The organism is Enterobacter sp. WCHEn090032 (assembly GCF_003986875.1).
Classification (GTDB): domain Bacteria; phylum Pseudomonadota; class Gammaproteobacteria; order Enterobacterales; family Enterobacteriaceae; genus Enterobacter; species Enterobacter sichuanensis.
Genome location: NZ_RXRN01000013.1, coordinates 141,272 through 153,954, shown reverse-complemented (window position 1 = coordinate 153,954; position 12,683 = coordinate 141,272). Strand labels below are relative to the sequence as shown.

The 12,683-nt window shown below is 57.5% G+C and carries 11 protein-coding genes; 10 read left to right on the top strand and 1 reads right to left on the bottom strand.

Annotation, left to right across the window (positions count from 1 at the left end; translation table 11 throughout):
• Positions 1-18: 18 nt before the first annotated feature.
• Positions 19-1,278, bottom strand: coding sequence for a dicarboxylate/amino acid:cation symporter (locus tag EKN83_RS13470; RefSeq protein WP_025756945.1), 1,260 nt, complete (start codon positions 1,276-1,278; stop codon positions 19-21).
• 429 nt (positions 1,279-1,707) lie between these two features.
• On the opposite strand from EKN83_RS13470, the gene EKN83_RS13465 reads away from it, so the two are divergent.
• The 10 genes from EKN83_RS13465 to cheY all read left to right on the top strand — a co-directional run bounded on the left by EKN83_RS13465 (position 1,708) and on the right by cheY (position 12,673).
• Positions 1,708-2,280 carry a spore coat U domain-containing protein gene (locus tag EKN83_RS13465; RefSeq protein ID WP_025756944.1) on the top strand — a complete coding sequence of 191 codons (573 nt, stop codon included), beginning with the start codon at positions 1,708-1,710 and terminating at the stop codon, positions 2,278-2,280.
• 12 nt (positions 2,281-2,292) lie between these two features.
• Positions 2,293-2,841 (top strand): spore coat U domain-containing protein, encoded by a 549-nt coding sequence (locus EKN83_RS13460; RefSeq protein WP_025756943.1) that lies wholly within the window; start codon positions 2,293-2,295, stop codon positions 2,839-2,841.
• 16 nt (positions 2,842-2,857) lie between these two features.
• A complete protein-coding gene (locus EKN83_RS13455) occupies positions 2,858-3,613 on the top strand; it encodes a molecular chaperone (RefSeq protein WP_126801112.1) in 756 nt (251 codons plus the stop codon).
• Positions 3,589-5,973: a fimbria/pilus outer membrane usher protein gene (locus EKN83_RS13450; protein ID WP_126801111.1), complete on the top strand. Its 2,385-nt coding sequence runs from the start codon at positions 3,589-3,591 to the stop codon at positions 5,971-5,973. Before EKN83_RS13455 ends, EKN83_RS13450 begins: the two co-directional genes overlap by 25 nt.
• Positions 5,970-6,935, top strand: a complete 966-nt coding sequence (locus EKN83_RS13445) for a spore coat U domain-containing protein (RefSeq protein ID WP_025756940.1) — start codon at positions 5,970-5,972, stop codon at positions 6,933-6,935. The genes EKN83_RS13450 and EKN83_RS13445 overlap by 4 nt, the downstream gene beginning before the upstream one ends.
• Before the next feature lie 85 nt (positions 6,936-7,020).
• Positions 7,021-8,688: a methyl-accepting chemotaxis protein II gene (tar, locus tag EKN83_RS13440; protein ID WP_025756939.1), complete on the top strand. Its 1,668-nt coding sequence runs from the start codon at positions 7,021-7,023 to the stop codon at positions 8,686-8,688.
• 44 nt (positions 8,689-8,732) lie between these two features.
• Positions 8,733-10,334 carry a methyl-accepting chemotaxis protein IV gene (gene tap, locus EKN83_RS13435; protein ID WP_025756938.1) on the top strand — a complete coding sequence of 534 codons (1,602 nt, stop codon included), beginning with the start codon at positions 8,733-8,735 and terminating at the stop codon, positions 10,332-10,334.
• 19 nt (positions 10,335-10,353) lie between these two features.
• Entirely contained in the window at positions 10,354-11,220 is an 867-nt protein-coding gene (cheR, locus tag EKN83_RS13430) for a protein-glutamate O-methyltransferase CheR (RefSeq protein ID WP_008500429.1), read from the top strand.
• Positions 11,217-12,266 (top strand): chemotaxis response regulator protein-glutamate methylesterase, encoded by a 1,050-nt coding sequence (locus EKN83_RS13425; RefSeq protein ID WP_014884341.1) that lies wholly within the window; start codon positions 11,217-11,219, stop codon positions 12,264-12,266. The genes cheR and EKN83_RS13425 overlap by 4 nt, the downstream gene beginning before the upstream one ends.
• A 17-nt stretch (positions 12,267-12,283) precedes the next feature.
• Complete coding sequence (cheY, locus tag EKN83_RS13420) at positions 12,284-12,673, top strand: chemotaxis response regulator CheY (protein WP_008500431.1); 390 nt, start codon at positions 12,284-12,286, stop codon at positions 12,671-12,673.
• Positions 12,674-12,683 lie beyond the last annotated feature (10 nt).

The following is a 12,683-nucleotide window of genomic DNA, read 5'->3' as shown; positions in this document are numbered from 1 at the left end:
TCACCCTTTTTTATGCCATTATACTTCCTGCTCCACCAGCTCAGCGTCCGCGTCCCGCGCGCCTTCATTCTGCGACAGCATCGCGGTCGCTATACCATTCCCCAGCACGTTAATCGCCGAACGGCCCATATCCAGGAAGTGGTCAATCCCCATCAGCAGCAGAATACCGGCCACCGGAATGTTAAAGCTTGGGATCGTCGCGGCCAGCACCACCAGCGAAGAGCGCGGTACGCCCGCAATCCCTTTTGAAGCCAGCATCAGGGTCAACATCAGAACGGTAACTTCCGAGAAGCTCAGGTGAATATTGTACGCCTGCGCGATAAACATCGAGGCGAACGAGCAGTACACCATCGAACCCACCAGGTTGAAGGAGTAGCCAATCGGCAGCACGAAAGAGGCAATGTTGCGTGAACAGCCAAAACGCTCCAGCTGCTCCAGGGTTTTTGGATAGGCGGCTTCAGAACTGCTGGTGGTAAACGCCACCAGTACCGGGTCTTTCAGCATGCTGACCAGACGGAACACCTCTTTTTTCAACACCATGTAACCCACGGCCAGCAGCACCATGCAGGTGAGAAGAATGGCAACATAATAGCCGCCAATAAAGGAGGCATAATTCAACAGAATGCCAAGACCCTGCGTGGCAATCACGGAAGAAATCGCCGCGAAAATAGCCAGCGGGGCAACGTACATCACGTAGCCCGTCACCTTCAGCATGATATGGGAAACCACATCCAGCGCGGCCACCAGCGGTGCGTTGAATTTCTGCCCCAGCGACGCGCCGCCAATGCCGAAGAACATTGAAAACACCACAATCTGCAGGATCTCGTTGTTCGACATCGCCCCAGCGATACTGGTCGGAATGGTGTGAGAGAGGAACGCCTTCAGCGTCATGCCGCCCACGGCCAGGCCAGTATCAACCGCCTCGGTTGGGATAGTCAGGTTCAGGCCGCTCCCCGGATGCTCCAGGGTGACGATAAACAGGCCGACCAGAATCGAGAGCACGGATGAACTGATAAACCACACCATCGCTTTGCCCCCAACCCGACCAATCGTGGAGGTTTCGCCCAGTTTCATAATGCCGACGGTCAGCGTGCTGAAGACCAGGGGGGCAATGACCATTTTGATCAGACGAAGGAAGATATCGGTCAGAAGGGTAATGTTATCCGACCAGGCTTTGATGGCATCCGCAGATGCATACTCATGAATTGCTGCCCCTGAAAGAATACCCGCCAGCATGAATATCACGATGAAGAGTGTGAGTTTGTTTGCACTTGCCACGAAAAAAGACCCTCTATGCGCTTCTGATGGAGCCCGCGTCGATACATATAAATTTTTTATTACAACGCGGGAAATTATTCGGCACATAAATTGACGCAAACGGTAGGGGGTTACAACTCCTTTTTAAGTTTTATTAATTTTGTTGTTAATGTGCCGACGATATATTGTGACGCTTATCACATTTTTGCGGATATATCCTCCGTAAAAGCGGCAAAATATTTCTGCTTTTCAATTTAACGTTCTGTTTTTTATAAATAAACTGTGTCAATAAGACATTGGTGTGTCCTGCCATGCGCCGGGTGGTCGAAGCGATATCCGTAAACTAAATTCTCAATAACCCCCTCAGAGGAACGTTAAGCGGGGCTAACATCTTGAACACTCGAAATAAAAAGTGGCATGGGAACGGAAATGTCTTCTGGAGGGTGGTAAATGAAAAGAAAACGCCTTTTGATCTGCGCTGGCACTTTACTGATGGCGACAACCATCCACCAGGCGTTGGCCGTGACCAGCAGCGGCACCATTGGGGCCACGCTGACGCTGACAAATGGGTGTCTGATCAACGGATCGCCCACGCAAAATGGGATTAATTTCGGTACGCTGGATTTCGGCACCCATCCTGCAACGTTTTCCACCCTGACCACACAATTAACCGGCGCCAGCGGCGGAAACACCTTCACCATCCAGTGCACCACCGCCAGCTATTCGGTGGCGATCACCGGCAACGCCAACTCCACCGCGCCCGGTACCGTGGTCGGGACACCAGGCACCCCTGCGCGTTATCTGGTCAATACGGCCAATGCGGCGCAGGGCGTGGCGTACAGCCTGTATAGCGACAGCGGATTTAACTCCGTGATCGCCAATAATACCGCGTTGTCGGCCGCCTCTACGGCGGGTGGCGTCGACAGTTACACCCTTTACGGGCGTATTACCGGCGGCGGTAACAGCGTAACGGTCGTACCGGGCACGTACACCGACACGATAAACGTCAGCGTAACCTATTAGTTCAGCACGGCCATGACGGCATCTCTTAGAGGTCTGCGCAAATGCGCAGAGGGACACGTGCAGCCATTTTTCGCGCTGATGGTCGGATTGCTCATGCTGCCCACGGCGGAGGCGGTGACATCACAGTCCTTTAAGGTTAGCGCCACCATTGTACCGGGCTGCGCGGTGGCCACCGGCAGCGGAGGCCTTCTCGGTACGCTGGATTTTGGCAGCCATAACGGTGTCGAGAGCGCGCCGGTAAGCACCAGCTTTGTACCAAACGGCGCATTGTCCATTGCCTGTACGCCTGGCGTGGCGCTGAGCATGAGCATAAATGGCGGTCAAAATTACGCCTCCCTTCGACGTATGAAACGGACCAATGGCCCGGAAATGGTGGGATACCGGCTCTACAGCAGCAGTTCGCTGGCTGCCAACAGCGAAATAGGCGTCAACCAGGCGATACCGGTGACCTATACCAATAGCAATAATATCGCGCTGCCGCTTTTTGGCGTGGCGCTACTGACCGGGTTTAGCCCGGCAGGAACCTATTCCGATCAGCTCACCGTGACCTTGTCATGGTAATAAAGGGAGAGTGTCGATGAAGCCATTTTTCAGACGTTATGGTCTGGCGGGGGCATGGGTTCTGGCGGTAACAGGCCAGGTACAGGCGGCCGCCACCATACTGTTATGGCCTATCGATCCGTGGCTTGCGGCAGACGCTAAGGCCACGGAGCTGTGGATCCAGAACCAGGGAAACAGCGCGACGACGATGCAGGTGCGCATTGTGCGCTGGAAGCAGGAGGACGGGCACGAACGTTATACCGCGCAGCAGGATGTGGTCGCCAGCCCGCCCATCGTCACGATTGCCGCCGGCAGTAAACAGCTTATTCGCCTGATCAAACAGGCCTCCGTTCCTGCGGGCGCCGAGCAAGCCTACCGCATTATTGTGGATGAAATCCCTCAGGCTGACGTTAAAGCCGAACCCGCCATTGGCCTCAAGTTACAGATGCGTTATTCCATTCCGCTGTTTGTTTATGGCCAGGGGATCCCGACCATAAAAGAGGGCGCGCATCACGCGGTGGTGGAGACCCGAAATCTGAGCTGGCGGGTCACGCAGGCGGGCGGACAACCGGCCCTGGAGGTGCAGAATCGGGGGGATGTCCATGTCAGGCTGAGTCAGGTCGCGCTGGAGCAGGGAGGGCAGAAACGCACGATTGCGGAGGGATTACTGGGTTATGTCCTGCCGGGCAGCAGCCGCAGCTGGCCAATACCCGCAGGCGTACGTCAGCCAGAGCGGATGAGCGCGCAGATTAATGCCAGGGACGCACAATGGCAGTCGACGCCCGTCAACTGACGCCGGTCATGATGATTCTGCTTTGCGTCAGTTCCGCGACCTGGGCTGAGCCCGGCGACGATGCTCTCCCGCCGCCTCCCCAGGCGCAGGCCATCAATGATGAGGCCGTCTTTCAGCTTGCCCTCGTGCTGAACCATTACGATACCGGCCTGGTCGTGCCGGTGACGCAACGAAAAGGCGCGTTCTTTATCTCCAGCGCCGATTTGCTGCGCGCAGGGCTGCCCCCGGAGCATGTTCCCACCGGCGAGGTGAATCTCTCCTCGCTTTCCCGGGTGAGGGTGGAGTACGACAGTGCCTCCCAGCGCCTGCTGCTGACCGTTCCCCGCGACTGGGTTACTGCCCGCGTGACCCCCTTCGGTGCGCAAACGGCGCAGACCAAACCGCACTTTGGCCGCGGTGCGCTGCTCAATTACGATCTCTACACCAACCATACGGAACACATCGGCGGTCAGGCCTCGCTCTGGCACGAGTTTCGCTACTTCAACGAGAACGGCTCGTTTTCCTCCACCGGCTACGCGCGGGAAAATTTCACCGGTAACGACGGTCAGCAGGAAGGGTATGTCCGCTATGACACGACCCTGCTGTTCACAAACGAAGACGATGCCATAAGCTGGAGCGTGGGCGATGTGATCAGCGACGCCCTGACCTGGAGCTCCAGTGTGCGGATGGGCGGGATCAGCGTCGGGCGGGATTTCTCCCTGCGCCCAGACCTGGTGACATGGCCGCTGCCCGAGTTCTCGGGGGACGCCGCGGTACCCACCTCGGTCGATCTCTTTATCAATGGCTATCGCTCCGGCTCAACCCAGCTTCAGCCGGGTCCCTTCACGCTGACCAATCTGCCCTATATAAACGGCGCCGGGGATGCGGTGCTGGTCACCACCGATGCGCTGGGGCGCCAGGTGAGCACCACGCTACCGTTTTATGTCACCAGCGATCTGCTGAAACAAGGTCTAAGCGACGGTGCCGTGACCCTGGGCAGCCTGCGGCGCAATTACGGCATTAAGAATTTCGACTATGGCTCTGCGGCAGGCAGCGGCTCGTATCGCTATGGGGTAACGGACTGGCTGACGCTGGAAGGCCACGCGGAAGGGGCGCAGGCGCTGGCGCTGGGTGGGGTGGGGACGGTGCTTAAGCTCGGCCAGTTTGGCGTGGTGAATACCGCTTACACGCAAAGCCGCATGGGCGGGGATGCCGGCGGGCAGGTCTACTGGGGTTACCAGTACAGCACCAGCGAGTTTAGCGTGGCCACCCAGCACTCGCGCCGCGACCGTGGCTTTGGCAATCTCGCCCTCTACGACCAGCCGACGGTCTATGACGAAAACGACAGGCCCATCGCCAGCTTTAGTCGTAATACGGACCAGTACTCGCTGACCTTCAATCTGGGACAGTACGGCAACATTGGGGCGGCCTGGATCGGTGTGGAGAGCTTTGACAGTCAAAAAACGGAGCTGCTGAACCTCTCCTGGAGCCGTAACTTGTGGGGCGCGAGCAGTATCTATCTCGCCGCGAGCCGGGACCAGCAGCAGGGAGACTGGACGGTCGCACTGTCGCTGCAGGTCCCGCTGGGCGCCCTCGACAGCGCCGCCGTCACCGTTGAACATACCCCGCAAGCAGGCAGTACCCAGCGCATTAACTACAACCACTCCATGCCCTCCGACGGCGGGTTTAGCTGGAACATGGCGTGGGCCAACCAGTCGAAAGCCAGTGATTACCAGCAGGGCACGCTGGGCTGGCGCAACAACACGATTGAGCTGCAGGGTGGTGGCTATGGCGAAAGGGAGATGATGACCTGGTGGGGCGAGGCGATGGGCGCGATTGTCCTGATGGACGGCGAGCTGTTTGCGGCGAACAAGATCAACGACGCGTTTGTGGTCATCAGCACTGACGGCCACCCGGATGTCCCCGTCAGCTATGAGAACCAGCCCGTCGGGAAAACCAATCGCAACGGTTATCTGCTGGTCAGCGGGGTGTCGGCCTATTATCCGGCAAGTTACCGCATTGATACCCTGAATCTGCCGGCAGATACCCGACTAAAAGAGACCGAGCGGCGGATCGCTATCCGGCGTCACAGCGGCTATCTGGTGGATTTCCCCATGGAGCAGGAGCGGGTGGCGAGCGTGATCCTGCACGACGCGCACGGGCAGGCGCTCCCGGTGGGCAGTCAGGTCCGACGCGCCTCGCGCAGCAATGCGGTGGTGGGGTATGACGGCATCGCCTGGCTGGAAAACCTTAACGATGTGAACCCGCTGGAGGTGATCGCACCTGACGGAAAACGCTGCATGACAACCCTGACCATGGGGGCGAATCCCGAGCATAAGCTGCAAACCTACGGCCCGCTGATTTGTCGGGAGAGGCCATGAGGCGCCTGCTATGTATGCTTCTGCTGCTGGTGACCAGCGGCAGCTGGGCTGACTGTCGGGTCAGTACGGTCAATGCCGCGTTTGGGAGTGTGACCTCTTTCGCGCTGAGTGGATCTGGCGAAGTGGCCACTACCGGTACGCTGGTCGTGGCCTGTGATGCGCTGTTGAACTTGCTGACCGGGGACACCATCACGCTGAATTTTGTCTCAGCAACCGTATCGGCCAATGGTCGGGCGACCATGAAGCGTACCGATAACGCGACCATCACGGATGTGATCCCGACGCGTCTGTGCGGGCAGTCGGGCTGCGCTAACAACAGCGAAGTGCAAACCAGTAAAACCTATACCTGGGACAGCAGTACCTTGTTAAACCTGATCGGCGGCAAACAATACAATATCCCTCTCTATTTCCGGACGGTCCCGGGGCAAAATGTGACCGCCGGTCCTTATCAGGTGACGCTTAACTTCGACATCACCTATAGCGTCTGCTCGGTGGGCGTACTCAACGCTTGTTTGTCGGGGCTTCAGACCGGAACGAAAGGGACCAGCATCACGTTGGATATGACCGTTACCAACGACTGCAGCGCCATGACCACGCCGGATGTTAACTTTAACAGCGCGCCGCTGGTGCAAAGTTTCCCGACCGTCTCGCAGGCGATTGCCGTGACCTGTACCAAAGGCAGTACCTATACCATCGGCATTAACAATGGTGCCAACGCGCTGAATAACGTGCGCCGGATGGTGAGCGGCAGTAACTATCTGAGTTATGACATCTATAAAGAAGCCACGACTAACCGCTGGGGCAGCAGCGGCAGCGAGCGCTGGACCAGCGCGACCTCATCGCAGGTCAGCGCTGACGGTTTACTGCGCACCTATAACTACACCGCCAAAGTCCTGACCAGCCAGACCACGCCACCCGCCGGAACCTACACCGACACGCTGATTGTCGACGTGGCGTTTTAACCCCCGCGCTTTTCCCTTTCGCAAATGTAAAGTTCCTGTGGGCTGTGCCGATAACACCGTTAATAAATCTATGAGAAGGTGTTGTATGTTGAACCGTATCCGCGTTGTCACAATGCTCATGATGGTGCTGGTCATTTTCGCACTTCTTCAGCTCATCTCCGGCGGGCTTTTTTTCTCGTCATTAAAACAGAACCAGGACAGCTTTGCGGCCTCGAACGATCTCCGCCTGCAGCAGAGTGAACTCACCTCCACGTGGGATCTGATGCTGCAAACGCGTATTAACCTGAGCCGCTCCTCCGCGCGCATGATGATGGATCCCAACAATCAGCAGAGCAGCGCGAAAACCGATCTGTTAAAGAATGCCCGCGCCACGCTTGCTGACGCCGCTAAACACTACGACGCCTTTAAAAAGATCACCCCGCAGCCTGCGATGGAGCAGGTGAGCCAGAATATTGATGAAAAATACAACGCCTACTATGCCGGTCTGACGGAGCTGATTCAGTTCCTGGAGAGCGGCAACATGGACGCCTATTTCGCGCAGCCTACGCAAGGGATGCAAAACGCGCTCGGTGCGGCGCTGGGAGAGTATGCCAAAGCCAGCGGGGATCTCTATCACTCGGCCTTTACTGAAAGCCAGAATGACTACCGCTTCGCAAAATGGCAGATGGCGGTGATGGCGCTGGCGCTGGTCATTGTGCTGGTCGCGGTCTGGTACGGCATTCGTCATATCCTGCTAAACCCGCTCGGTCGCGTCATTGCTCACATTCGTGAGATTGCCGGCGGCGACCTGACCAAAACGCTGACCGTGTCCGGGCGCAATGAGATCACCGAACTGGCCAACAGCGTTGACCATATGCAGCGTTCACTTATCGATACCGTTGCCAACGTGCGTAGCGGCACCGATGCCATCTATACCGGCACCAGCGAAATTGCGATGGGGAATAACGACCTCTCTTCCCGCACTGAACAGCAGGCATCGGCGCTGGAAGAGACGGCGGCCAGCATGGAGCAGCTCACCGCGACCGTGAAGCAGAACGCCGATAACGCCCGCCAGGCGTCTCAGCTGGCTGAAAGTGCCTCCGAGACCGCGCAGCGCGGCGGTCGCGTGGTGGACGGCGTGGTGAAGACCATGCATGAAATCGCCGACAGCTCAAAGAAAATTGCCGACATCATCAGCGTAATTGACGGTATTGCCTTCCAGACCAACATCCTGGCCCTGAACGCCGCCGTGGAAGCCGCGCGTGCGGGCGAGCAGGGGCGCGGGTTTGCCGTGGTGGCCGGGGAAGTACGCAACCTGGCCAGCCGCAGCGCCAATGCGGCAAAAGAGATCAAATCGCTGATTGAAGATTCCGTTTCCCGCGTAGATACAGGCTCCGTGCTGGTGGAGAGCGCCGGGGAGACCATGAATGACATCGTGAATGCCGTTACCCGCGTGACGGACATCATGGGTGAAATCGCCTCTGCGTCTGATGAGCAGAGTCGTGGTATCGACCAGGTCGCCCTGGCGGTATCGGAAATGGATCGCGTGACACAACAAAACGCCGCGCTGGTGCAGGAGTCCGCTGCGGCGGCCGCTGCTCTGGAAGACCAGGCGAGCCGTCTGAAGATGGCCGTCTCGGCGTTTCGTCTCGCTTCACTGGCTGGAAATACGGTCACCCCGCAGGCGACGTATCGCGCACCCGCCGCTGTATCGGCGGCAAACCGTACGCGTTCTGCAACGACCGGACAAGATGAAAACTGGGAAACATTTTGACTGACATTTAAACCGCGGCTGCTTGCCGCTTATTGGGAGCGTGGATGTTAAATCGTATTCGTATCTCGACCACACTGTTTTTGATTCTGATCCTTTGCGGTGTGTTGCAGGTTGGCAGTAACGGGTTGTCTTTTTGGGCGTTTCGCGATGGCTATCAGAATTTGCAGGATGTTGAGGCGAGTAATCAGCAGCGCTCCGCACTGGCACAAACCCGTGCCGTGCTGTTGCAGGCAAGCACTGCGCTGAATAAGGCGGGAACCTTAACCGCGCTGAGTTATCCGCCGGATGATATCAAAGCGCTGATGGCCACCGCGCGCGACAGCCTGAAGCAGGCTGACGCACAGTTTAAAACCTTTACGGCACAGGCCGCCGACAGCGAGAAAGCGAAAGCGCTGAAGGCCGCCATGAAGAAGAACTTTGAACAGTGGTACAGCGATCTGGACCACCAGGCGACCTGGCTTGAAAACAACCAGCTGTCGGACTTTATGACCGCGCCGGTCCAGGCCTCTCAGGCGGCGTTTGACAACAGCTTTAACGCCTGGCAGCAGGATATCAACCAGTTTGTTCAGCGTGCCGGCGAAGACAGCCGTAAAAGCTATCACATGTCGGGCGTGATCTTTGCCGTGGTGGTGATTCTGGCAGGTTTGCTGACCGGCGCCGCGCTGCTCTGGTCGCGCAAAATGATTGTGCAGCCGCTGGCGATCATCAGCAGCCACTTCGACAGTATTGCGAAGGGGGATCTGGCGCGCCCGGTGGCGGTGTTCGGTAAGAACGAAATCTCGGCGATCTTTGCCAGCCTGAAGGCGATGCAGGGCGCTCTGCGGGAAACGGTGTCCGATGTGCGTCAGGGCAGTTATGCCATGCACACCGGCATCTCAGAGATTGCGGCAGGCAATAACGATCTCTCCTCCCGTACCGAGCAGCAGGCGGCCTCCCTGGCGCAGACGGCGGCCAGTATGGAGCAACTGACCGCGACGGTAAGCCAGAACGCCGATAACGCGCGTCAGGCGTCTGACCTGTCAAAACAGGCGGCCATGACGGCGAAGAAGGGCGGCGATCAGGCCTCTCATGTCGCCAGCACCATGCAGGAGATTGCCGCCAGCTCGCAGAAAATTGGTGACATCATCAGCGTAATTGACGGTATCGCGTTCCAGACCAACATTCTGGCGCTGAATGCCGCGGTGGAAGCGGCGCGTGCCGGTGAGCAGGGACGCGGGTTTGCAGTGGTGGCGGGAGAAGTGCGTAACCTGGCGAGCCGCAGCGCCAACGCGGCGAAAGAAATTAAGGGCCTGATTGAAGAGTCGGTGTCACGCGTTCAGCAAGGCTCCGCCCTGGTGGATACGGCGGCGCAAACCATGCATGAGATCGTCACCTCCGTCACGCGGGTAAACGACATCATGGGCGAAATTGCCTCTGCGTCGGATGAGCAGCGTCGCGGCATTGAACAGGTCGCACAGGCGGTCAGCCAGATGGATCAGGTGACGCAACAGAACGCCTCGTTAGTTGAGGAAGCGGCAGCGGCAACGGATCAGCTCGCCAGTCAGGCGGATCACCTGACCGGGCTGGTCGCGGTATTTAATGTCAAAGAGCACGTTGAAGCAGTAACAGAAGTCGGGCGGTCGCAGGCCGTGCCAGTTGTATCCTGAATGTAATTAAGAAGGCGCTATGACATCACCAATGCCTCCTGGGCAAACGTCATTATTGTTGCAGATGACACAGCGCCTCGCGCTGTCCGACGCGCATTTTCGTCGGATATGTCAGTTAATTTACCAGCGTGCGGGGATCGTGCTTGCGGATCATAAGCGAGACATGGTCTACAACCGACTGGTGCGGCGCTTGCGTACGCTGGGGCTGGATGATTTTGGTCGCTATCTGAGCATGCTCGAAGCGAACCAGAACAGCGCTGAGTGGCAGGCTTTTATTAACTCCTTAACCACTAACCTGACGGCGTTTTTCCGCGAAGCTCACCACTTCCCGGTACTGGCCGAGCACGCACGCCGTCGCACCGGGGAGTATCGCGTCTGGAGTGCGGCCGCTTCGACGGGGGAAGAGCCTTATTCGCTGGCGATCACCCTTGCCGACACGCTGGGAATGGCTCCCGGACGCTGGAAAGTCTACGCCAGCGATATCGATACCGAGGTGCTGGAGAAGGCGCGTAACGGGGTTTATCGCCAGGATGAACTGAAAACACTCTCTCCGCAGCAGCTGCAGCGGTATTTCATGCGCGGCACCGGCCCGCATGAAGGCCTGGTACGCGTACGCCAGGAGCTGGCGAACTGCGTCGAATTCGCCCCCGTTAACCTGCTGGATAAGCAGTACAACGTGCCGGGGCCGTTCGACGCCATTTTTTGCCGTAACGTCATGATCTATTTTGATAAAACGACGCAACAGGACATATTGCGTCGGTTTGTTCCGTTGCTCAAGCCTGACGGTTTACTGTTTGCCGGGCACTCGGAAAACTTCAGCAACCTCGTGCGTGAGTTTAGCCTGCGTGGGCAAACGGTATATGCGCTGAGTAAGGAAAAAGCATGAGTAAAATCAGGGTATTGTCTGTCGATGATTCAGCGCTGATGCGTCAGATCATGACTGAAATTATCAATAGCCACAGCGACATGGAGATGGTGGCTACTGCGCCTGACCCACTGGTAGCGCGGGATTTAATTAAAAAATATAACCCCGACGTGCTCACGCTGGATGTCGAGATGCCGCGCATGGATGGCATAGATTTCCTCGAAAAATTAATGCGACTGCGGCCAATGCCGGTGGTGATGGTCTCTTCCCTGACCGGGAAAGGATCGGAAATCACCCTGCGTGCGCTGGAGCTGGGGGCGGTGGATTTTGTCACCAAACCGCAGCTTGGCATTCGTGAGGGGATGCTGGCGTACAGCGAAATGATTGCCGAGAAGATCCGCACCGCGTCGCGGGCGAAGCTTGCCGCGCATAAGCCGATGGCCGCACCGGCAACCTTAAAAGCCGGTCCGTTACTCAGCTCGGAAAAATTGCTGGTCATTGGCGCGTCAACCGGAGGAACAGAGGCAATTCGTCATGTACTCCAGCCATTGCCGCTGTCGAGTCCGGGTATTCTGATCACTCAGCATATGCCGCCAGGCTTTACCCGTTCGTTCGCCGAGCGTCTCAACAAGCTGTGCCAGATCAGCGTGAAAGAGGCGGAAGACGGCGAGCGCGTGCTGCCGGGACATGCGTATATCGCCCCGGGCGACAAGCATATGGAGCTGGCGCGCAGCGGCGCTAACTATCAGATCAAAATTCATGACGGACCGCCGGTTAACCGGCACCGTCCGTCGGTGGATGTGCTGTTTCATTCGGTGGCGAAACATGCGGGGCGCAACGCCGTTGGGGTGATCCTGACGGGGATGGGCAACGATGGAGCCGCCGGAATGCTTGCAATGCACCAGGCTGGCGCCTGGACGATTGCGCAGAATGAAGCAAGTTGTGTGGTGTTCGGCATGCCGCGCGAGGCCATCAATATGGGTGGCGTGAGCGAAGTGGTCGATCTTAGCCAGGTAAGCCAGCAGATGCTGGCGAAAATCAGTGCCGGACAGGCAATACGTATTTGACTCAGGAGTATTATTTTATGGCGGATAAAGAGCTTAAGTTTTTGGTTGTGGATGACTTTTCCACCATGCGTCGCATCGTGCGCAACCTGCTGAAGGAGCTGGGCTTCAACAACGTTGAAGAAGCAGAAGACGGCGTTGACGCGCTGAACAAACTGCAGGCGGGCGGGTTTGGTTTTGTTATCTCCGACTGGAACATGCCAAACATGGACGGTCTGGAACTGCTGAAAACCATTCGTGCGGACGCGGGAATGGCCTCTATGCCGGTTCTGATGGTCACTGCAGAAGCGAAAAAAGAGAACATCATTGCCGCTGCACAGGCGGGCGCAAGCGGCTACGTGGTGAAGCCATTCACCGCGGCGACCCTGGAAGAGAAGCTCGGTAAGATCTTCGAGAAACTCGGCATGTGAGGTGTTGGTC